The sequence below is a fragment of the Nonomuraea sp. NPDC050394 genome (genome assembly GCF_044459065.1).
Taxonomy (GTDB): domain Bacteria; phylum Actinomycetota; class Actinomycetes; order Streptosporangiales; family Streptosporangiaceae; genus Nonomuraea.
In genome coordinates, this window is sequence record NZ_JBITIO010000001.1 from 418090 (window position 1) to 438243 (window position 20154).

The 20154-nt window shown below is 70.4% G+C and carries 19 protein-coding genes; 7 read left to right on the forward strand and 12 right to left on the reverse strand.

Going from position 1 to position 20154, the window contains the following annotated elements:
• Window positions 1–71 precede the first annotated feature (71 nt).
• Complete coding sequence (locus ACIBKY_RS02160) at window positions 72–1820, reverse strand: acetyl/propionyl/methylcrotonyl-CoA carboxylase subunit alpha (RefSeq protein ID WP_397093722.1); 1749 nt, start codon at window positions 1818–1820, stop codon at window positions 72–74.
• A gap of 37 nt (window positions 1821–1857) precedes the next feature.
• Window positions 1858–2577, reverse strand: coding sequence for an SDR family NAD(P)-dependent oxidoreductase (locus ACIBKY_RS02165; RefSeq protein WP_397093724.1), 720 nt, complete (start codon window positions 2575–2577; stop codon window positions 1858–1860).
• 129 nt (window positions 2578–2706) lie between these two features.
• Between ACIBKY_RS02165 and ACIBKY_RS02170 the strand changes: the two genes are divergently transcribed.
• The 3 genes from ACIBKY_RS02170 (at window position 2707) to ACIBKY_RS02180 (ending at window position 6470) form a co-directional block, all read left to right on the forward strand.
• Window positions 2707–2979, forward strand: coding sequence for a WXG100 family type VII secretion target (locus ACIBKY_RS02170; protein ID WP_184957858.1), 273 nt, complete (start codon window positions 2707–2709; stop codon window positions 2977–2979).
• A 186-nt stretch (window positions 2980–3165) separates the two neighbouring features.
• Window positions 3166–4302, forward strand: a complete 1137-nt coding sequence (locus tag ACIBKY_RS02175; RefSeq protein ID WP_397093725.1) for a S8 family serine peptidase — start codon at window positions 3166–3168, stop codon at window positions 4300–4302.
• A 116-nt stretch (window positions 4303–4418) separates the two neighbouring features.
• On the forward strand, window positions 4419–6470 hold the full coding sequence (locus ACIBKY_RS02180) for a serine/threonine protein kinase (protein WP_397093726.1): 2052 nt from the start codon (window positions 4419–4421) through the stop codon (window positions 6468–6470).
• 44 nt (window positions 6471–6514) lie between these two features.
• Here ACIBKY_RS02180 and ACIBKY_RS02185 read toward each other — a convergent pair whose 3' ends face one another.
• Genes ACIBKY_RS02185 through eccCa form a run of 3 tightly spaced genes read right to left on the reverse strand, consistent with a single transcriptional unit; the run spans window position 6515 to window position 11943 of the window.
• The gene (locus ACIBKY_RS02185) at window positions 6515–7600 is read right to left on the reverse strand and encodes a transglycosylase SLT domain-containing protein (protein ID WP_397093728.1); all 1086 of its coding nucleotides are present in this window, start codon (window positions 7598–7600) and stop codon (window positions 6515–6517) included.
• The gene (locus ACIBKY_RS02190) at window positions 7597–7932 is read right to left on the reverse strand and encodes a hypothetical protein (RefSeq protein WP_379630987.1); all 336 of its coding nucleotides are present in this window, start codon (window positions 7930–7932) and stop codon (window positions 7597–7599) included. Before ACIBKY_RS02190 ends, ACIBKY_RS02185 begins: the two co-directional genes overlap by 4 nt.
• Window positions 7933–7935: 3 nt before the next feature.
• Complete coding sequence (gene eccCa, locus ACIBKY_RS02195; protein WP_397093729.1) at window positions 7936–11943, reverse strand: type VII secretion protein EccCa; 4008 nt, start codon at window positions 11941–11943, stop codon at window positions 7936–7938.
• A gap of 88 nt (window positions 11944–12031) precedes the next feature.
• Here eccCa and eccD point away from each other — a divergent pair, with 88 nt between their 5' ends.
• Window positions 12032–13474, forward strand: coding sequence for a type VII secretion integral membrane protein EccD (eccD, locus tag ACIBKY_RS02200; RefSeq protein ID WP_397093731.1), 1443 nt, complete (start codon window positions 12032–12034; stop codon window positions 13472–13474).
• Window positions 13475–13479: 5 nt separating this feature from the next.
• Here eccD and ACIBKY_RS02205 read toward each other — a convergent pair whose 3' ends face one another.
• Window positions 13480–13890, reverse strand: a complete 411-nt coding sequence (locus tag ACIBKY_RS02205; protein WP_397093733.1) for a YbaB/EbfC family nucleoid-associated protein — start codon at window positions 13888–13890, stop codon at window positions 13480–13482.
• A 178-nt stretch (window positions 13891–14068) separates the two neighbouring features.
• Here ACIBKY_RS02205 and ACIBKY_RS02210 point away from each other — a divergent pair, with 178 nt between their 5' ends.
• Genes ACIBKY_RS02210 through ACIBKY_RS02220 form a run of 3 tightly spaced genes read left to right on the forward strand, consistent with a single transcriptional unit; the run spans window position 14069 to window position 15801 of the window.
• Complete coding sequence (locus ACIBKY_RS02210) at window positions 14069–14404, forward strand: hypothetical protein (RefSeq protein WP_397093735.1); 336 nt, start codon at window positions 14069–14071, stop codon at window positions 14402–14404.
• Window positions 14404–15306: a hypothetical protein gene (locus ACIBKY_RS02215; protein ID WP_397093736.1), complete on the forward strand. Its 903-nt coding sequence runs from the start codon at window positions 14404–14406 to the stop codon at window positions 15304–15306. Before ACIBKY_RS02210 ends, ACIBKY_RS02215 begins: the two co-directional genes overlap by 1 nt.
• Window positions 15307–15363: 57 nt before the next feature.
• Window positions 15364–15801 carry a YbaB/EbfC family nucleoid-associated protein gene (locus tag ACIBKY_RS02220; RefSeq protein WP_397093738.1) on the forward strand — a complete coding sequence of 146 codons (438 nt, stop codon included), beginning with the start codon at window positions 15364–15366 and terminating at the stop codon, window positions 15799–15801.
• Window positions 15802–15805: 4 nt separating this feature from the next.
• Here ACIBKY_RS02220 and ACIBKY_RS02225 read toward each other — a convergent pair whose 3' ends face one another.
• The 6 genes from ACIBKY_RS02225 to ACIBKY_RS02250 all read right to left on the reverse strand — a co-directional run bounded on the left by ACIBKY_RS02225 (window position 15806) and on the right by ACIBKY_RS02250 (window position 20088).
• Entirely contained in the window at window positions 15806–17170 is a 1365-nt protein-coding gene (locus ACIBKY_RS02225) for a hypothetical protein (RefSeq protein ID WP_397093739.1), read from the reverse strand.
• A gap of 8 nt (window positions 17171–17178) precedes the next feature.
• Window positions 17179–17589: a hypothetical protein gene (locus ACIBKY_RS02230; protein WP_397093740.1), complete on the reverse strand. Its 411-nt coding sequence runs from the start codon at window positions 17587–17589 to the stop codon at window positions 17179–17181.
• The gene (locus tag ACIBKY_RS02235; protein WP_397093741.1) at window positions 17586–19010 is read right to left on the reverse strand and encodes a WXG100 family type VII secretion target; all 1425 of its coding nucleotides are present in this window, start codon (window positions 19008–19010) and stop codon (window positions 17586–17588) included. Before ACIBKY_RS02235 ends, ACIBKY_RS02230 begins: the two co-directional genes overlap by 4 nt.
• 13 nt (window positions 19011–19023) lie before the next feature.
• Complete coding sequence (locus ACIBKY_RS02240) at window positions 19024–19314, reverse strand: hypothetical protein (protein WP_397093742.1); 291 nt, start codon at window positions 19312–19314, stop codon at window positions 19024–19026.
• A 96-nt stretch (window positions 19315–19410) separates the two neighbouring features.
• Window positions 19411–19719, reverse strand: coding sequence for a WXG100 family type VII secretion target (locus ACIBKY_RS02245; RefSeq protein ID WP_397093744.1), 309 nt, complete (start codon window positions 19717–19719; stop codon window positions 19411–19413).
• 33 nt (window positions 19720–19752) lie between these two features.
• Window positions 19753–20088 (reverse strand): WXG100 family type VII secretion target, encoded by a 336-nt coding sequence (locus ACIBKY_RS02250; RefSeq protein ID WP_397093745.1) that lies wholly within the window; start codon window positions 20086–20088, stop codon window positions 19753–19755.
• Window positions 20089–20154 lie beyond the last annotated feature (66 nt).

Below are 20154 nucleotides of genomic sequence, written 5' to 3' on the forward strand. Positions count from 1 at the left end.
GGGAAAGTTCCTCATCTCGCACGTTACCCGTCCGGAGGGCATCGGATGGGCGTTGGGAGGGCTTGGAGCCCTCAGGCATCCTTGATCTCGCAGATGGTCGCTCCCGAGGTCACCGTCTGCCCGACGGCCGCGGCCAGGCCGGTGATGACGCCCGCCTTGTGCGCGGTGAGCGGCTGCTCCATCTTCATGGCCTCCAGCACGACCACCGTGTCCCCCTCCGCCACGGTGTCGCCGTCACCGGCCACGACCTTGACGATCGTGCCCTGCATCGGGCTGACGAGCGCGTCTCCGCCTGCCGCCGCCTTCTTGGCGCCGCCCGCGCCGCGCTTGGGGGCCTTGGTGTTCGCCGAGGGCGTACTGCCGGCAGCGCCGAGACCGGCGGGCAGGACCACCTCCAGGCGCTTGCCCCCCACCTCGACGGTCACCGTCTCCCGGACGGGAGCCTCACCGGCGGCGATTTCCCCCGAATACGGCGGGATCGTGTTGTCGAACTCGGTCTCGATCCACCGGGTGTGGACGGCGAACGGCTCGGCGGTGAAGGCCGGATCCTCGACGACGGTCCGGTGGAAGGGCAGCACGGTCGGCATGCCGTCGATCTCGAACTCCGCCAGCGCCCGGCGCGAGCGCTCCAGCGCCTCGGTACGGCCCCGCCCCGTCACGATCAGCTTGGCCACCAGCGAGTCGAACGTCTGGGGCACCGTCATCCCCGCCTCGTACCCGGAGTCGAGCCGCACGCCGGGCCCCGACGGCGCCCGCAGCACGGTCAGCGTCCCGGGCGCGGGCAGGAAGTTGCGCCCCGCGTCCTCGGCGTTGATGCGGAACTCGAAGGAGTGCCCGCGCAGCGCGGGGTCGTCGTAGCCCAGCGCCTCGCCGTCGGCCACGCGGAACATCTCGCGCACCAGGTCGATGCCGGAGACCTCCTCGGTGACCGGGTGCTCGACCTGGAGCCGGGTGTTGACCTCCAGGAAGGAGATCGTGCCGTCCTGGCCGACGAGGAACTCGCAGGTGCCCGCGCCGACGTAACCGGCTTCGCGCAGGATGGCCTTGGAGCTGGTGTAGAGGGTCTCGACCTGCTCCGGGGACAGGAACGGGGCGGGCGCCTCCTCCACGAGCTTCTGGTGGCGGCGCTGGAGCGAGCAGTCGCGGGTGCTGACCACGACCACGTTGCCGTGGGTGTCGGCCAGGCACTGGGTCTCGACGTGGCGCGGGCGGTCGAGGTAGCGCTCGACGAAGCACTCGCCGCGCCCGAACGCGGCCACGGCCTCGCGGACCGCCGACTCGTAGAGGTCGGGGACCTCCTCCAGGGTGCGGGCCACCTTGATGCCGCGACCGCCGCCGCCGTACGCGGCCTTGATGGCGATCGGCAGGCCGTGCTGTTCGGCGAACGCGACGACCTCCCCGACCCCGGAGACCGGGTCCTTGGTGCCGGCGACCAGCGGCGCGCCCACCTTGGCGGCGATGTGCCTGGCCTGCACCTTGTCGCCCAGCGCCGCGATGGCGGCGGGCGGCGGGCCGATCCAGGTCAGCCCGGCGTCGATGACGGCCTGGGCGAAGCCGGCGTTCTCGGCCAGGAAGCCGTAGCCGGGGTGGACGGCGTCGGCCCCGGACTCCGCGGCGATCCGCAGCAGCTTGGCGATGTCGAGGTAGGTCTCGGCGGGAGACTGGCCGCCGAGCGCGTAGGCCTCGTCGGCGGTCTTGACGTGAAGGGCGTCGAGGTCCTGCTCGGCGTAGACGGCGACGCTGGCGATGCCCGCGTCCTTGCACGCGCGGGCCACCCGTACGGCGATCTCGCCCCGGTTGGCGATGAGAACCTTGTGCACCGGTGTCTTTTCCTTCCTCGACAAGCTGGAACGGAGTTTATCGACCGAGGTAGGCCCCTCCGTTGACGTGGACCACCTGCCCCGTCAGATGTCTCGCACCGGGCGAGGCCAGAAAGAGTACGGTCTCGGCCACGTCGGCCGGTGTGGCGGGTCGGCCGTTGCGCGTGTTGTTGACCCTGGCCCTGATGCCGTCGTCGGTCAGGCGGCCCCTGAAGAACTCGGTGTCGACGACCAGGCCGGGGGAGACGACGTTGGCGGTGACGCCGCGTGGGCCGAGTTCGGCGGCCAGGTCGGCGGTCCACGACTCGACGGCCGCCTTGGCCGCGCCGTACGAGCCGGAGCCGGTGCCGCGGGCGGCGATGGAGCCGATCGAGATGATCCGCCCGCCCTTGCCGAAGCGCGGCAGCAGCGCGGTCGTGACCAGGACGGCGGACAGCAGGTTGGCGTTGAGGTTGGCCCACCAGGCCTCGGCCACGTCCGGGAGTTCGCCGGACGGCTCGCGGTCGAGGTTGGTGTTGCCGCCCGCGTTGTTGACGAGCACGTCCACGTGCCCGGGAAGGCGCGGCGCCGCGTCCTTGACCGCGAGGGGCGCGGCGGCGTCGAAGGCCACGTGCGCGGCGCCGAGCCGCTGGGCCGCTTCCTTCAGTACGTGCTCGCGGCGGCCGGTGATCGTGACGCGGTCACCGAGCGCGACGAACGCGGCGGCGATCGCGTACCCGATGCCGGTGCCGCCGCCGGTGACGACAACCTCGCGCATGGGGACGAAGCTCCTCCAGGTCAGAACAATCCTCTGGAAGACCATAACCGCTCGGCATAACTGGGGGCGATGGGCCCCTCTGATGCCTATGGTGAGGGCGCTCTCTCGTCGCGACAGCAGGAGGCAACCATGAGTCAGGGTCTGCTCGGTGGCAACCCCGCGGAAATGCAGCAGATGGCGACCCAGTTCACGCAGCAGTCGGAGACGGTGCGGGCCACGATGGCGGCGCTGGACCGCGAGGCTGCCAAGGTGGGCACGGCCTGGACGGGTCCGGGCGCCGACCGCTTCAACGGTGCCTGGCAGACCTACCGGGCCTCCTTCCAGCGGATGGCCGAGGAGCTCCAGGAGGCGGCCCGGGTGATCAACACCTACCGGGGCAACATCGAGTCCGCCACACGCTGACCCGCCACGGCTCCGCGGTCCCGGGCCGCGGAGCCGTACCGCGCGGCCGCCCGAGGCGGGAGCACCGCGTGGCCGCCCGAAGCGGGAGCACTGCGTGGCCGCCCGAGGCAGGAGCGCGGACTGCGAGGCTGCCCGAAACCCGGACTGAGGGGTCGGGCAAAACGTGACCGGATAGGGTAAACGGCCATGATGGGTCGCGCCTTTCTGGTCAGCCTGGTCGCGCTGCAGTTCCTCGCCGCGCCCGCCGCCGCCCAGGCCGCGCGCGACGACTGCGACCCGGAGAAGGGCAACTTCCAGCCCGGCGTCTCGTGGGCCCAGCAGCGCATGGACGTGCGGCGGGTGTGGCCGCTGACCCGGGGCGACGGCGTCAAGGTGGCCGTCATCGACAGCGGCGTCGATCTGACCCACCCGCAGATCCCCGTGTCGGGAAAGGCGGACCTGACCGGCAAGGGCTACCGCGACTGCGTGGGCCACGGCACCGCCGTCGCCGGCATCATCGCCGCCCGCGACATGAAGGGCGTCGCCTTCCACGGCATGGCGCCGAACGTGAACCTGATGTCGTTCAAGCAGTCGCACGACGGCAAGGGCGAGCTCAGCCTGCTGGTGCGGGGCATCAAGGCCGCCGCCGACCTCGGCGCCGAAGTGATCAACATCTCGATCCAGGCCGAGCACCACCCCGCGCTGAAGGCCGCCGTCGACTACGCGCTGGCCAAGGACGCGGTGATCGTCGCCGCGGCGGGCAACATCAGGAAAGAGGACCGCACGGAGAGCGCCGCCTACCCCGCGGCCTACGAGGGCGTGCTCGCCGTCGGCGCCGCCGGCAGGCAGGGTGCGCGCTCCGACTTCTCCAACTCCAAGACACCGGTGGCCGTGCTCGGCCCCGGCCAGGAGATCACCGCGACCTGGCCCGGCAAGTCCTACCAGGCCGATCTCAACGGCACGAGCTTCGCGGTGCCGTACGTGACGGGCGTGGTCGCGCTGGTGCGCGCGCGTTTCCCCCACCTCAACCAGGATCAGGTACGGCGGCGCGTCATCGCCACCGCGGAGGGCTCCACCGGCAAGGGCACCGGCGCCGGCATGGTCAACCCGATGCTGGCGGTGACGATGGTCCTGCCGTACGAGCCGGTCAACGCCCCGGTGGTGGCCCCGCCGCCGCCCGCGCCGATGGGCAGGGACGTGGTGGCCAAAGTGCCGCCGGTGGACCACGACGCGATCGCGAAGGCCGGGATCATCGCGGGGGTGGCCACGCTCCTGGTGGTCCTCGTCATCACCGCCCGGGTTTTCCTGCCCATGGGCAGGAAGCGGGCCCGGGGTCCGATTTAGTGTCAGTACGGCGTCTTGACAGTGAAATGTCGGATCGTAACCGAAACTACTGATGCATATGGGGCTTTTTTGGTTCAATGTGTCTCGATCATGACTACTCATGAAAGAGACGGCCAATGACGCCTTTGCGGCCGGAGGACCCCCCGCAGATCGGCGAGTACACCCTCATCGGCTTCTTGGGTGAGGGACCTCGCGGGGCCATGTATCTGGGCCGGGCGGAGGACGACGCCCCCATCAGGGCGATCAAGCTGCTGCCGCCCGAGCCCGAGGTCACACCGGAGGCTCTCGCTCGATTCACCGCGGCCAGGCGGGTCTCGAGCTCCTATATCGCGCGCGTGCTCGACTCCGGCTGGCACGAGGACCGGCCGTACCTGGTCCGCGAGCACGTCGAAGGCCGCAGCCTGGCCGAGACCGTGGCCGAGGACGGCCCGCTGGCCGAGGACGCGCTCGAACGGCTCGCGCTCGGCATGCTCACCGCCCTGTCGGCCGTGCACCTGGCGGGCATCGCGCACCGCAGCCTGACTCCGCACAACGTGATCATGGGCGCCGACGGTCCGAGGGTCACCGACGTGGGTCTCGGCGACCCCGTCGGCGAGGTCGGCTACCAGGCGCCCGAGCAGATCAACGGCCTGCAGTACGGGCCGTACGCGGACGTGTTCGCCTGGGGCGCCGTCGTGGCCTTCGCCGGCAGCGGCGAGCCGCCGTTCGGCCAGGACGGGCAGGCCGTGCTCAACGCCGAGCCGCACCTGCCCTTCGACGCCGAGCCGCTGCACCGCGTCGTGCGGGCCGCGCTGGCCAAGGGCGTGCACCAGCGCCCGACCACCTACACGGCGCTGCTGCAGCTGCTCGGCGACACCGGTCCGGCCAGCGGGATGATCCCGCCGCCGGCCGTGCGCCCGGACGCCGAGACCATGGTCCACCAGGAGCAACCCGTACAGGGGGTGCCGGTGCAGCCGGGGCCGGTGGCACCGCCGGCGCCGCCGCCGCAGCAGCAGGGGCCCTCGTGGGGACCGCCGCAGATCCCGAACCAGCAGCAGCCGCCGATCAGGATGGAGCCGCTGGCCGGCAGCGCCGTGGGCGCCGAGCGCCCGCGCAAGCGCTTCCCGCTCGCCCTCGTGGCCGGACTCGGCGTCATCGCGCTGCTGTCCGGCGTCGGGCTGTGGGGCGCCGGGCAGTACGCGGAGATCCAGCCCGTCGCGCAGTCGGCGACCGGCGGCAACAACGTGGTGAAGATCCCGTCGGTCGCCGGCGAGTCGGGCACCGGGACCGAGGGCGTGCCATCGGCCGGTGTTCCCGCGGACGGCCAGGGGCAGCCCGATCAGCCGCAGCCCACGGTCACGGTCCCGTGGGCGGTCACCTCCCCGCCGCTGGACGACGACGGCGTGGGTCCGCTGGTGCTGCCGACCGAGTGGCCGTCGGCCAGTGGTACGCCGTCGGTGCCCGAGCTCACCGCGCCGCCGACGCCGACCAGTGCACCCTCGGTGCCCGCCGTGGCCACCACGCAGCCCACGACGCAGCAGCCCACGGCGCAGCCGACGACCGAGAAGCCGCGCAAGGGCTCGGGCAAGCCGTCGCCGACGGCCACGGTGACCAAGACCGTGGAGCCGACGGACAAGCCCACCCCGACGCCCACGCAGAAGCCGACCGAGGAGCCGAAGCCGACTCCGACGCCGACCACCGAGGAGCCGAAGCCCACCCCGACGCAGAAGCCCACGCAGAAGCCGACGGAGGAGCCCAAGCCGACGCCGACGCAGAAGCCCACTCCGACGCAGAAGCCCGAGCCGGAGAAGCCCAAGCCGACGCCCACGCAGAAGCCCGACCCGCCGAAGCCCGAGCCGGAGAAGCCGAACCCGCACACGCCGACCGCGGCCTGCGGCGGCGGATTCTCCGTCCAGCGCAGCCAGTCGTTCGCCGGCGGCGTCACCTACCAGCTGTACAACAACAGCACGGGTGAGAACTGCGTGGTCACGATGAAGACCGTCAACGTCGGCAAGGCCAGCCCGGTCAGCGCCACCCTGGAGGTTCAGGGCGGCGGTTCCAAGACCGACAGCGGCAACTTCGAGTACTACGCGGGTCCGGTGAAGCTGCCGGCCAAGGGCAAGTGCGTGCGGTTCTCCGGGAGCGCGGGCTCCGGGAGCACCAGCGCGGGCTGGGCCAACTGCGGATAGCGGAAACGAAGGCGCCCCCGGGAGGAACCGGGGGCGCCTTCCTTTTAGTAGCCGCTGTATCCGGCGCCGGTCTTCATGCCGACCACGCCGGGCACGTTCGAGACCGATCCGTACCTGCTGACCGCGTAGCGGACCCCGGCGATGATGTTGTCCACCGGGTCGTAGATGTTCGTGTGCCCGGGCAGCGCGTAGGAGTTGAACGTCGGGTCGATCGTCTGCATCAGGCCCTTCGACGGGTGCCCGGCGGAGGCGTTGGAGTCCCACAGGTTGATCGCGTGGGGGTTGCCGCCCGACTCGTGCTGGATGATCATCCAGATGTCGCTGGCGTTCATGCTCCCGACCGGTACGCCGTTGGCCCTGAGGATCTCGATGGCCTGGTCGATCCACGCCTTGACCTGGCCGGTCGGCGCGGGGCCGCCGCCCGCGGGGGGTGGCGGGCCGCTGGGGCCGTAGCCGCCGACGTTCCGTCCGCCGCCGCCGCCGTCGGGGCCGCCCGCGCCGCCGCCGTTCTTGCCGTAGCCCTCGGTGGGCTCCCAGACGATCGTGCGGCCCTTGGCGGGCGTGAACTCCTCCTTGGCGACCTCGGGGATGGCGGCGAAGGTGAGCGGCCGGCCGTCCAGGAAGCCGCGGATCGCCGTCTTCGCGGCGCTCACGTCCTTCTCCGCCTTGTCGACGTGCACCTTGGCGTCGATCTCCGCCTGGTCGATCAGCGGCTTCGTGCCCGCGTCGCAGCCCACCTCGGTGGCGTCCTTGTTGTTGGCGAAGTAGGTCGTGTGGTGGTTCGTCATGTCGGTGATCAACTTGGTGGCGATGCCGTCCACGCCCGACTTGGCGGAGCGCAGCGAGGACGCCGCCGTGTCGAGGGAGGACGCGGCATTGGACAGCAGCAGGTAGAGGCCCTCGCCGGCCTTGCCGTACTTGCGCATGTACTCCACGAACGCGTCGGCGGAGCGGCCGTACCAGGCCTCGTCCACGGTGTTGACGGCGCGGCCCAGCGAGCCCACGTAGTCGTCGGTGTCGTCGGAGATGCCCCGCCACGACTTGGCGATGGCGTCGAGGGCCGCGGGGTCGCCGCTGACCTTGCGCTGGAGCGCGGCGATCCGCTCCGGTACGGCCGGCGTCGCGCTCATGACGTCGCCTTGTGCGCGTCCTTGATGTTCTGCTCCACCGCGCTGAGCCCGATCTCGACGTCGTGGAGCTTCCTCTTGGCCTGGTCACCCTCGTTGATCAGCGTCGACCAGACCTCGTCCACGATCTTGACCAGGGCGGCGGAGTCCGTCAGGTGCCCGGCCGCCTCCGCCGGGGTCGCCTTGCGCCGGATCTCGACCTTGCCCTCCTTGTCGTAGGTGGGCTCCTTGCCGTCGTTGTTCTCCAGCCGGACGTCACCGTACTGGTTCTTGGCCTTGTAGATGGCAGTACGGCACTGGTCGAGTGCCTTGTAGTGGATCTCGAGGTTCGCCATTTCCTACTCTTCGGGGTCCGGTGGGCTGAGGAAGGCGGTCTGGATGAGGCGCGTGCCGAACTTCCTGTCGACGAGGGTGCCGCGTCCGGGAGGCAGCGGCTGCGCCCGTACGTTGTTGAACAGATAGCCCTCGTCCTTGCTGCCCGACATGATGAGCGCGGGGCTGGCCATGTCCTTCATCCGCTGGATGACGGGGTCGAACATCGCCCGGCCCGCGCCGCCCATCTGCCGCGAGATGATCACGTGCAGGCCGATGTCGCGGGCCTGCGGCAGCAGGTCCACCAGCCCCAGCAGCGGGTTGGACGAGGTGGCCACCAGGTCGTAGTCGTCGACGAAGATGTACAGGTCGGAGCCCGCCCACCAACTGCGCGAGCGGAGCTGGTCGGGGGTCAGGTCGGCCGGGGGCAGGCGGCTGAGCAGCGCGCCCTTGGCGTCATTGATGATCTCGGCGGCCGCCGCGCTGGAGGCGGCGTAGCCGATGCGGTGGTCGCCGACGGCCGCGTCGAGCAGCGCCCGGCGGTAGTCAATCATGATCATCATGGCCTGGGCGGGCGTCTGCCTGGCGACCAGGCTCTCGGCCACGAGCCGCAGCAGGTTCGACTTCCCGCTCTCGTTGTCGCCCAGCACGATGAAGTGCGGGTCGTTGTCGAAGTCCAGCAGCGCGGGCTGGAGCGTCGCCTCGTCGATCCCGATCGGGATCTGGTGCGGCGCCGCCTGATCGGGACCCGGCAACGTCGCGGCGGGCAGCACGGCGGGCAGCAGGCGTACCACCGGGGCCTGGGGGCCCTTCCAGGCCTCGCGTACGGCCTGCACGAGGCCGCGTACCCCGTTGGCGAGGTCGTCGGGGCTCTGCACGCCGTCGATGCGCGGCAGCGCCGACAGGAAGTGGAATCCGTCCTTGGTGAGGCCGCGGCCCGGGACGCCCTCGGGCACCGCCAGCGCCTTCTTCCTGTTGACCTCGGACTCGTAGGAGTCGCCGAGCCTGAGCTCGATCCTGGTGCCGAACAGGTCGCGGATGCTGGGGCGGAACTCCGACCACTTGTTGGTCGAGGCGATGACGTGGATGCCGTAGCCGAGCCCGCGCGCGGCCAGGTCGGTGATGGTCGGCTCCAGGCCCTCGAAGTCCTGGCGCAGCGTGAGCCAGCCGTCCACGAGCAGGAAGACGTCGCCCCAGCCGTCGCCCTCGATCGTGCCCTCCGCCAGCATCCGGCGGTAGGCGGTGATCGACTCGATGCCCTGTTCGGCGAAGCCGCGCTCGCGCTGCTCCAGGATGGTGGAGATCTCGGCGACCGTGCGGCGTACGCGGTCGCCGTCCAGGCGGGTGGCGACGCCGCCCACGTGCGGCAGGCCCTCCAGGGAGGCGAGCGAGCCGCCGCCGAAGTCCAGGCAGTAGAACTGCACCTCGCGGGGCGTGTGCGTGAGCGCCATGCCCGTCACCAGCGTGCGCAGGGCCGTGCTCTTGCCGCTCTGGGTGCCGCCGGCCAGGCCGACGTGGCCGCCGCCGCCGGAAAGGTCCAGCCAGAGCGGGTCTCGGCGCTGCTCGAAGGGCTTGTCGATGATGCCGACCACGGCGTGCAGCTTGCCCCTGCCCGGCCAGTCGGCGGTGGACAGGCCGAACTCGGGGGTGACCGTCAGCGGCGGCAGCAGGTGCGCCAGCGTCGCCGGCTCCGCGAGCGGCGGCAGCCAGATGCGGTGCGCGACCGGGCCGTGCTCGGACAGGCGGCTGACGACGACGTCCAGGAGGCTGTTCTGGCCGCCGCCGGCGGGTTCCTCCTGCTGGTCCTTCTCTTCCGGTTCCGGCGCGGGCGGCTCGTCCTCTTCCGGGAGGGGGACGAAGGCGGTGCCGTACTCGAAGATTTGGTGGGAGGGCGCGCGGCCGTCGGGTGTGACGGCGCCGGAGGGGTCGGCGACGTAGGCGCCGGAGACGTAGGCGGCCTTGAAGCGGGTCATGCCGGTCGTGTCGAACTTCAGGTAGCCGTTGCCGGGCGCGGACGGCAGCTCGTACGCGTCGGCCACGCCCAGGACCACCCGGCTCTCCATCGCCGAGAAGGTCCGCAGGCCGATCCGGTAGGACAGGTGGGTGTCCAGGCCGCGCAGGCGTCCTTCTTCCAGGCGCTGCGAGGCCAGCAGCAGGTGCACGCCGAGCGAGCGGCCGAGACGGCCGATCATGACGAACAGGTCGATGAACTCCGGCTTGGCCGACAGCAGCTCGCTGAACTCGTCGAGCACGACGAACAGCGTGGGCATCGGCCGCAGGTCGGCACCCTGCTCGCGGGCGCGCTCGTAGTCGCGCAGCGAGGCGTAGTTGCCCGCCGAGCGCAGCAGTTCCTGGCGGCGCACCATCTCGCCGTGCAGCGCGTCGTGCATACGGTCGACCAGCGGCAGCTCGTCCTCAAGGTTGGTGATGACCGCGGAGACGTGCTTGAGGGTCTCCAGGCCGAGGAAGGTCGCGCCGCCCTTGAAGTCGACGAGGACGAAGTTGAGGATCTCCGAGGAGTGCGTGATGGCGAGGCCGAGCACCAGCGTGCGCAGCAGCTCCGACTTGCCGGAGCCGGTCGCGCCGATGACCAGGCCGTGCGGGCCCATGCCGCCCTGCGCGGACTCCTTGATGTCCAGTTCGACCACGCGGCCGTCGGCGCCGAGCCCGATCGGCACCCGCAGCCGGTTGCGGCCCGCGCGCGGCTGCCAGGTCACGGCGGGGTGCAGCCTGCTGGGGTCGCCGACGCCGAGCAGGTCGGTCAGCGAGGTGTTGACGCCCAGCACGTCCTGGGCCTCGCCGCCGCCGGACACGGCCGAGGCGCGCAGCGGCGCGAGCTGGCGGGCCAGGCCCTCGGCCCGCAGGAAGTCGAGCGCGTCGGGGTCGCCGAGCCGCGTGGTGGACCGCTTGCCCGCGTGGTCGATCTTGACCATGTGGAACCCGTCCGCCTGCACGTCCAGGCGGAGCATGCTGCGCTCCTCGACCACGCCCGTGGACTCCGACAGGTCGATCACGGTGACGCCCTGGATGGCGTCGGTGCCGAGCTGGGAGTCGTGCGGCACGGTCCCGCCGTCCACGATCACGACGTGGTACGGCAGCGCGTCCGCGGGACTCCCGGCCCGGAACCTGGCCCGCTCCTTGAGCTCGTCGCCCACCATCTGGTCGAGTTCGCCCATGTTGTCGGTGATCAGCCTGACCTGGCCTGCCCCGTCGCGCGTCTCCGGGTGGAGGGCGTGGGGCATCCACTTCACCCACTCCCAGTGCGGCATCCACTCCTGGCCGGCGCAGACCATGATCCGCATGTCGTCGGGGGAGTGGAAGACGGCCAGCTGCGCGATGATCGCCCTGACCAGCTCGCGGACGGCCACCGGGTCGCCGCTGAGGTGGATGCGGGCGAAGGAGTTGAGCGCCACGGCCACCGGAAGCTGCGAGACCGTGGAGTGGGCGCGGACGAACCTGCGCAGCGCGCCGGCCGACAACGCGTCGAGGTCCTCGACGGGCTTGGAGTCCGGCGGGACGAGCTGCACGGCCAGCTTCTGGACGCCGGTGCCGAGCCGTACCGTGCCGAAGTCGTCGTCGCGCGGACGGCGTTCCCACAGGCGCGGGCCCATGGCGACCCACCACAGCGAGTCGGGCGCGGGGCCGCTCCATTCGAGCGCCTCGCGCTGCTGGACGGCGGCCTTGCGGACCTTGCGGCGGATCTGGGCCAGGTAGCGGAAGTAGTCGCGGCGCAGGCCGTTGAGGCGGTTCTTGCGCTCGCCGGCGTTGCGGCCCATCTGGCCGATGGACATGCCGAGCATCGAGACGGCGAACAGGCCGCTGGCGACGTACATGAGCGGGCTGGAGTTGCCGCCCGCGGTGAACATCAGGCCCATCGCCGCGCCTCCGGCGAGCATCGGCACCCAGGTGAGCATGCCCATCAGCCCTGCGGGCTGCACCTCGGGGATCTCGGGGGGCGATTCCAGCAGAATCTCCCCCCGGGGAGGCTGCGGGCTGGGCCGGCGTTCCGGGCGCCGTACTACAACGATGCTCACTGGCGGTGAAACCTCCTGTCGCAGATCACCTTCATACCAGATGCAATGTCCCGATATGTTCGGCCTGTCCCTTGGAGGAGGAACGGTCGTGACTTCGCTTGCCCATCAGCCGATCCCGCAGCCGATGCAGCCCATCCAGCAGGGTGCGTTGCCGCAGGCCCCGGCCCCGCTGACGCCCCTTTGCCATGTGACCGTCGTCGCCCCGCGCCGCAGGGCCGACCTCGCGCTCCCCGCGGACATCCCGCTGCCACACGTGATGCCCGGCCTGTTGCGCGCGCTGGGGGAGGCGGGCGGAGAGGCGGCCTCCGACCCCGGCTGGGTGCTGCAGCGCCTCGGCGGCGCGCCGCTCGACCTCGGGCAGTCGCTGGGCGCTTTGGGGGTGCTCGACGGGGAGATCCTCTATCTGCGTCCCCGGGAGGCGGCCATGCCCGCCGCCCTCTTCGACGACGTGGCCGACGTGGTGGCCACCGGGGTGAAGGACGGTTCCGGACGCTGGGAGCAGCGCCACACCAAGGCCATGGGCGTCGGGATGGCCACCGGGCTGCTCGCGCTGGGGGCGCCCGCGCTCATGCTGGCCGGCGGGTCCGCGGTGAGCCTCGCGGTCGTGTCGGGGATGCTCGCGCTGGTGCTGCTGATCGTCGGCACGGTGCTGTCGCGGGCGGTGGGCAACTCCTTCGCCGGCGCGCTGATCGGCTACACGGCCCTGCCGTACGCCTTCCTCGGGGGTCTGTTCGCGCTGAGTTCGGGGGTGGTCGGCGCGCCGCAACTGCTCGCCGCGCTCGCCTGCACCGCGCTGGTGGCCACGCTCGGCGCCGCGCTCACCTCCGACGGCGTCGCGGGATTCCTGGGTACGGCCATCGCCACGGTCGTGGGCGCGATCGGCGCGGCCGTCGTCATGATCTTCGACGTCCCGGCGGCGGGCGTGGCCGCGATCACGGTCACGCTGCTGATCGCCTTCAGCCCGATGGTTCCGGGACTGTCGTTCAAGATGGCCAGGGTGCCACTGCCCGAGCTGCCGACCAACGCCGAGGAACTGCGCGCCGACAACCAGCGGCTCGACAGCGCGGCCGTGCTGGAGCGGACCGGGCAGGCCCGCCGCTACTCCACCGGAATGATCATCGGCCTCGCGCTGACCGGGGCCGGGGCGCTCGTGCTCCTGGTCATGGAGTCCACGTGGATGGCCGTGGCGATGGCCGCGGTGCTCTGCCTGGCCCTGATCATGCGCTCGCGGGTCTACCACGGGCTCGGGCAGCGCGTCTGGTTGCTGGTCACCGGCGTGGCCGGGCTGGTCGCGCTGGGCGTCGGGATGAGCGCGGGCATGGGGACGGTCGCGGCGGCCGGGCTGGCGCTCGGGCTGCTCTGGGCCGCGCTGCTGGCGCTCGGGCTGGGGCTCTGGCTGCCCGCCGGGCGGCCCTCGCCGTTCTGGGGCAGGGCTGGGGACATCGTGGACGTCGTCCTGATCGTCGCGCTCTTCCCGCTCGCACTGGGCGTGCTGGACGTTTACTCCTGGATCCGGGGGCTGTCCGGCTGACCCGCCTACTCGTCCCGGTCGCGGGTGCGCATGCGCTGGAGACGGTCGACGCGGTCGTCGCTCTCGCGGGAGAAGCCGTCCTGGAGGTCCTCGAACTGCCGCATGATGTCGGCCGGGCCGGCGTTCTCACCGGGCGGCAACAGGGCGCGGGTGGCGCGGTCGAGGTCCTCCTGGGCGGCGCTGACGGCCTCGACCACCTGCTCGGCCAGCTCGGCGGAGTCGAGCCGCATCGCGCGGGCCTCGATCTTGAGCTTGCTGATCCGGCCGTCGGGGCCGACCGCGGCGTTGATCATGCCGCTACGGCTCTCGCCCACGCCCGAGGCCTCCTTCAGCCCTTCCATGGCGTCGAGCAGTTCGCGCATGCCGCGCTCGCTGGCGCGGACCAGGTCGTCGAGGTCGTGTTCGCTGTACTCCATGAGGGGAAGGCCACCGGCGGCGGGTTAACCGATGGCGAGCGCCGGTTGACGCCTCGCTGAACCGATCATGAAAACCGGCGCTATCGGCAGGGATGGCGCTGAATGTCGGGAAGAATCCGGATTTGTGGCAATAAATCAGCCTGGCACCGCGACGAACACAGTGAACACAGCGAACACAGTGAGCACGGGGACGAACGGCATCGCCGCCATGCCGAAACAGGAGATCTACGTGACCTCCACGGCCATCACCCACCTGCGCGGCCGGGTCGACAACGAGCTCGCGGTCGCGGTCGACTTCGTGCGCGGTCTGGTCGGCACCACCCAGGTGGACGGGCTCGGCTTCGGGTTGTTCGGCGGGCTGATCATGGGCGGGGCCTACGAGGAGCTGCGCACCTGGGCCGACACGACGCTCGGCGAGGCCGGGGGCGCCGTGGACGGCTGGTCGGCCGGGCTGGAGCAGGCCAGGCGCAACTGGCGCACCGCCGAGGAGGCCAGCAAGGTCAGGTACCGCTGATGAGCTATCCGCCGCCGCCCAGCTATCCGCCGCCGACGCCGATCCCGAGTTATACGCCGTCCACCGCGGTGCCGTTCCATGCGGGCAATCCCTACGCCTCGCCGACGTTCGGCCCGCCCGGCACCGGGCCGGTGGTGCCCGCCTCTCCGCCCCCGGCGGCCGAGCCGTTCGGCGCGAAGGTGCACAGGTACCTGAAGAAGGTTGGCAAGATCGGGCTCGGCCTGTCGCCCGCGATCATCATCTCGGGCGGCATGATCGCCAACGAGCCCGGCATGGCGCAGGCCGCCAGCAACTGGAAGAGCGGCGTCGCCGCCCGGCTGGACGACGGCATCAAGCAACTCCTCCCGCAGCTCATCAGCACTTCCAAGGACGGCTGGATCGCCCGCGACCGCGAGGAGTTCGAGCGGGTACTGTGGATCTTCCACCGGGAGATCGGCGCGCTGCGCTCCACGCTGGGCGACGTCGGCGGCATGATCGACGAGGTGGCGGCCAGCTACCGGAGCTTCTGGCTGCGGATGGCGAACCTGGGCGTCGCCGCGGTGGGCCTGCTGATCTTCGCCAAGCGGCTGCAGATGCTGCCCAACACGATGGTGGCGGGGATGCTGCTGGAGAAGTTCGTGACGCTGGGCGTCAACGCGACGACGGCGATCCTGACGATGACGTTGTCGTCCACGCTGAAGGCGGCGGGCGAGGTGATGACGACGGTGCTGAAGAAGCGCCACCAGTTCGGCTACGTGACGCCGGGCGGCGATGCGGCCATCGACTTCAAGAGCATCACCTTCGACAGCGGCAAGTACCCGTCGTTCAAGGCGCCGCCCAAACCGGGCGTGCTGCCGGACGGGCACGAGAAGTTCGACTGGATCGAGCCCAAGCAGGTCCCGGCCCCTGCGGGCAAGCCGTGAACCTCCGGGCCCGCCTGAAGTAGGCTTCTCCGAAATTTGATCGTTTGGAGGGGCTTCATGGAAGAAGCGGAGTTCCGGGCCGAAGACCTGGACAAGGTCATGCGATCGGCCGAACGCCAGTTCGCCAAGGTGGGGGAGCTCCAGCAGACCTTGTCCGAGCTCGTCGGACGCGCGCAGGACGAGGACGGGCTCGTCTTCGTCGAGTACACCAGCGCGGGCCTGAACGAACTCACGCTCCACCCCAAGGCCATGCGGCTGAGCTCGGGCGAGCTCGCCGACCGCATCAAGCTGCTGATCTCCGAGGCCATCGCCCACCTCCAGAGCCAGATCGCCGAGGCCATGGACAAGGCCTTCGGCGACCAGAACCCGATGCGGCACGCCAATGACCCCGACGGCATGCTCGCCGAGGTCCGGATGGCGGAATCCGCCTACAACCGCGTGGTCGAGGATGCCATGGGCGAACTCGACCGGATCCGCGATCGGATGGACATGTGACGGCTCAGCCGATCCGGTCCGGGCTGAGCTGGTGGGGAACGGCCCAGACGTCGCCCTCCGGGTCGTAGATGTCCCGGTCGCGCTCCGAGCCGCCGCCCTCCGCGCCTCCTGCCGCCGGCATGAAGGGCATGAACGGTGAGCCGGTGCCGGGCGTACCTCCGCGAAGGACCGCGGGCGTCGCGCCCGGACCACCCGTCGAGCCGGTGCCATAGCCCGTGCCGGGCGGCGGCTGCCCGTTGGTGATCACCCCTGTCGGGGTGAGCGGGTTGCCGGTGGTCGTCGGGGTGACCGGAGTCGTGGTCGGCGTGGGGGTGGGCGTCTGCGTCTGGGTCGTCGGCGGGTTGTTCTGGAAGTCCGACAGCTCGGTCTTCGGCTCGCCGCCGATCACCGGGGGCACGCTCTCCTGTTCCTGGCCGGGCTTCTGGTCCGCGGGCTTGTCATCGCCCGGTGTCTTGTCATCGGGGTTCTGGTCGCCCGGGTTCTGCTCGCCGGGGTTCTCGTCTCCGGGCTTGCCGTCTCCGGGGGTGTCGCCGCCAGGCTTGTCGTCTCCGGGCTTGTCGTCGCCCGGTGTCTGGTCCCCCGGCTTGTTGTCACCGGGTGTCTGGTCGCCGGGCTTCTGGCCGCCGTCGTTCCCCGTGTCCCCAGTGCCGCCGGTGCCGCCGGTGCCACCGGTTCCCCCCGTGCCTTGGTTGCCTTGGTTGCCGCCCTCCCACGTCCCGTCCTTGCCGGTGGGCACGTTGGAGCCGCCGCTCGGGTCGATCTTGGTCGACTTCCGGGTGGCCACCTCGATCGGCGTGATGGCCGGGAAGTCGAAGGCCAGTCCGTCGGCGAACTGACCGTTGTAGGTGATGATCTCGTCGTTGAGCGCCTTGAGATGCGCTCGCGCGGCCTCGTCGGGCGTCTTGGGGGTGTTCGTCTCCGGATCGCCCGTCGTGCCGCCGACCTCACCGGTCTTCTCCGGCGTCGCGTTCGAGGGCATGGTGGTGCGGTACTGGCGCAGCGTGTGCGCGTAGGCGGACAGGGGCGCCGCCGTGTGCAGCATGGCGTCGCCGATCGCGCCCGCGGTGGCGTGCAGCGCGCGCAGGGTGTTCTGCGCGGTCGTCGCGCCGTCGTCGCGCCACACCTTCGCCAGCTCCGTGGCGGCGCGGGTCAGCGCGCCCTTGAGGCCCGCCTCCGCCGCGTTGGGGTTGCCGTCGGGCGGCCCGACCAGCTCCATCGCGGTCATGAACGCCTGGCCCGCGTCGGCGACCTTGTCCGGGTCGGTGGCCTGGAGGAGCCGGTCGATCTCGTCCCTGGTCAGCGTGGTTTCTTCGAGCTCGCCCAGGTAGTCGTAGATCCGGATGGGCTCCCAGCCCTTGTTCTCAGCCATTGCCGATCCTAAGCACTGCTGTCCTGGTGGCCTTTTTCATAGTTCTGCACAGCTTTCTCGATGCCTTCGACCAGTTTCTCGACATGGTCGATGAGCATCAGGTACTTGCCGTTGAGCACCTCGTGCGCCTGCGTGGCGTTCTGGCCGAAGTAGTTGGCGACATCCCACTTGCCGGTCTGCTCCGGGCCGATGTAGCCCGCGGTCTTGAGGTCGGCGGGGGTGCCGCTTCCCCCCGCGCTGAGCTCGCCCGCCTTGCCCTTCAGCGCGCCCAGGTCCTCCCTGAGCGCCTTGAGGATCTGCTTGACCCGCTGGTGGTCGATGTGCGGGCCGTCGTGGTCGCCGTACCCGTCCAGTCCTGGCCAGTTGGGAGTGAGTTCGAGCGAAGGGGGCGCCTGGCCCCAGTCGTCCGGGGGCCTCATGCCTTGCCCTTCGACTTGCCGTTGATCAGCGGGGTGGTGGTCTTCTGGTCACTGGTGAACACGTCGTCGTCCTCCAGCAGCCAGGTGCTGCGCTCCCGCTCCTCCTCTTCACCCTTGTTGCCCGCGCCGGTCATGGGCATCATCGGCGTCATCGAGCCCGCGCCGCCGTACGCGCGCATGGCCCCCATCGCGCCGTTGCCGCTGGCGTTGCCGTTGCCCATGCCGCCCGGCGGGCCGCCGGCGCCCACTCCGCTGTTGCCGTACGTGGTGGCGGGATTGCCGCTGTTGAAGGTGGACAGCTCGGGGTTGTACCCGGCCAGGGTCGTTTCGGGGCCGCCCTTGCCGTTGGGGGCGCTGAGCGCGTTCGGGTCGAAGCCGGGCGTGCCGGGCAGGTTCCCGTTGGGGGCGCCGCCGTTGAGGTTCCCGTCGCCGTTCATGCCGTCGCCGTTCATGCCCTTGCCGTCGAGGCCGGAGCCGTCCATGCCGGGCAGGCCGGTGCCGTTGGGGTTGGCGCCGCCCGGCAGCTTGCTCGACGGGTCGAACGCGTCGAACCCGGGGATCTGGCCGGGCTTGCCGGCGTTCAGGTCTCCATTGAGGTTCGGGTCGAAGCCCTTGAGCGCGTCGGGGTCGAAGGCGACGTTCGTCCCGGTCGGCAGCCCGCCCGCGGTGGGCATCTGCCCGTTGTACGGGGACAGCTCCGGGCCCTTGAACGTGAAGTCCCAGTCGGGCGTGTTGGTCTTGAGCGTGTCGGGGAACAGATCGTTGTTGATCTTGGTGAGCTCGCTCAGCTTCTTGATGTGCTCCTTGGCGAGCTTGCGCTCCTTCTCCTCCTTGGACTCGCCGAACAGGTTGGCGAAGGGGGTGTCGGAGAACAACGACGTGATGCCGCCGATGATCGAGCCGGTGACGGCGCCGATCACGGCTCCGGGGACGGCGCCCACGCCGCCGACGAAGAAGCCGACCCCCGCGCCCACCGCGGTGCCGGCCGTGCCGCCCTCGAAGGCGGCCTCCAGGAAGGAGATGTCACTGCCCGGATCCTTGGGCACGCTCTTGCCGCTCATCGCGGTCAGCACGGTCGCCTGCGAGACCAGCGCGGGAGCCACCCCGAACGCCTTTCCACCGGACTCGTACGCGATCGCCTTGGAGACGTTCTCCGCCGATCCCTTGAGCCTGCGCAACTGGTCCTTGACCATCGTGGCGTCCTGGCCGGCGGGCCAGGACGTCTCCAGCGCGGCGAGATGCCTGTCCAGGACGGCGACCAGGTTGTCCAGCCGCTTCTTCGCCGACGAGAGCTCGGCGGCCGCCAGCTTCACCTGCTCGGGTTTGTTGTTCTTCAGCGCCTCGCGGAGCATGTCGAGCGTCGCGCCGTCGAACTCCGTGCTGGTGATCTGGAACTTGATGGCGTTTTCTTGTTCGGGCACGGACCCCCCTTCCTCAGACCTCCGCCTGGCCGGGTTTGCCCGCTCCACCGGTCTCGAAGGCGTCGAGGTTCTTCAGGACTTGCGTGAACAGGTCGATCGCGTTGCCCACCTGCATATTGATCATGTTGTAGGAGGACGACACCTCCCTGACCGCGTTCGCCGTGCTCGTCTGGAACCCGGTGGCGGCAGGCCAGAAACCGGCGAGCGCCTCCCCGTGCGCCACCTTGGCCGCCTCGCCGCCCTGGTGCAGGACCTGCTGCATGCCCGGCGCCGGAGTCCCCTTCTCGAGCGTGGGATCGAGCATCCCGAGCGCTTCTTCCAGGTCGGTCCGCAGTGCTCTGATCGCTTTACGGCTTACGTCTACGCCGCCAGAATCTGCCACGATCCCCCCTGGACCGGACTAGCGGCCGTCGAAGATCTGGGAGTTGACCTTCTCGACCTGCCGCATGTTCATGCCGGTGATGTTGATGTTCTTGGCCAGCAGGTCCACGAACTGCGCCAGGTCCCTGGCCTCGGTGTTCCAGGTCTGCTTGACGCTCTCGTAGACGACCTTGGACTCGCCCTGCCAGATCGCGGTCTTCTTGTCGAGCTCGGTCTGCAGGGTCTCCAGCGTGGTGACCAGGCTCTTGAAGGCGGTGCCGAACTCGGTCTCACCCTCGGAGAGGCCGCCGTAGTTGATCTTTGTGACGTCGTAGATGTCGTCGGACACGTGGTCTCCAGTCTCGGGAAGTCAGAACGGGGTTCAGCGGCTGGCCGGTGCCTGGTTGATCAGGTTGGCGATGCTGTTCAGCGCCTCGGTCCGCTCGCGGTTGAACTCGGCGTAGTTCTTGCCGCTTCCCTGGATGCTGGCGGCCAGGCGGCGCAGGCTGCCCAGGATGACGTCCATGCGCTCGTGCCACTTGATGTGCACGGCGTTGAAGGCGGCATGCGACTCGCCGACCCAGTTGGTCTTGAGGGAGGCGCCAGCCATGTCGAGATTCAGCTGAATCTTCCGGATGTCCTCGGCCGCCTTCTCGATCAGGTGGATGGCGGCGGTCAGATCGGCTTGGCTTACTTGAGTCTGCGGCTCGGCTCCCACGTTTCTCCTTCAGCTGGTTCCCGGTTGCGCCTTGACGTGACCTGCTGACATACCACGTCAGACAAT

Bases quoted from the DNA above. Each gene is read 5' to 3' on its own strand.
- ACIBKY_RS02205 (WP_397093733.1), bottom strand. From the start codon at position 13,890: ATGGAGTACAGCGAACACGACCTCGACGACCTGGTCCGCGCCAGCGAG.
- ACIBKY_RS02170 (WP_184957858.1), top strand. From the start codon at position 2,707: ATGAGTCAGGGTCTGCTCGGTGGCAACCCCGCGGAAATGCAGCAGATG.
- ACIBKY_RS02175 (WP_397093725.1), top strand. From the start codon at position 3,166: ATGATGGGTCGCGCCTTTCTGGTCAGCCTGGTCGCGCTGCAGTTCCTC.
- ACIBKY_RS02215 (WP_397093736.1), top strand. From the start codon at position 14,404: ATGAGCTATCCGCCGCCGCCCAGCTATCCGCCGCCGACGCCGATCCCG.
- ACIBKY_RS02180 (WP_397093726.1), top strand. From the start codon at position 4,419: ATGACGCCTTTGCGGCCGGAGGACCCCCCGCAGATCGGCGAGTACACC.
- ACIBKY_RS02220 (WP_397093738.1), top strand. From the start codon at position 15,364: ATGGAAGAAGCGGAGTTCCGGGCCGAAGACCTGGACAAGGTCATGCGA.
- ACIBKY_RS02240 (WP_397093742.1), bottom strand. From the start codon at position 19,314: ATGCTCGATCCCACGCTCGAGAAGGGGACTCCGGCGCCGGGCATGCAG.
- ACIBKY_RS02165 (WP_397093724.1), bottom strand. From the start codon at position 2,577: ATGCGCGAGGTTGTCGTCACCGGCGGCGGCACCGGCATCGGGTACGCG.
- ACIBKY_RS02230 (WP_397093740.1), bottom strand. From the start codon at position 17,589: ATGAGGCCCCCGGACGACTGGGGCCAGGCGCCCCCTTCGCTCGAACTC.
- ACIBKY_RS02190 (WP_379630987.1), bottom strand. From the start codon at position 7,932: ATGGCGAACCTCGAGATCCACTACAAGGCACTCGACCAGTGCCGTACT.
- ACIBKY_RS02185 (WP_397093728.1), bottom strand. From the start codon at position 7,600: ATGAGCGCGACGCCGGCCGTACCGGAGCGGATCGCCGCGCTCCAGCGC.
- ACIBKY_RS02225 (WP_397093739.1), bottom strand. From the start codon at position 17,170: ATGGCTGAGAACAAGGGCTGGGAGCCCATCCGGATCTACGACTACCTG.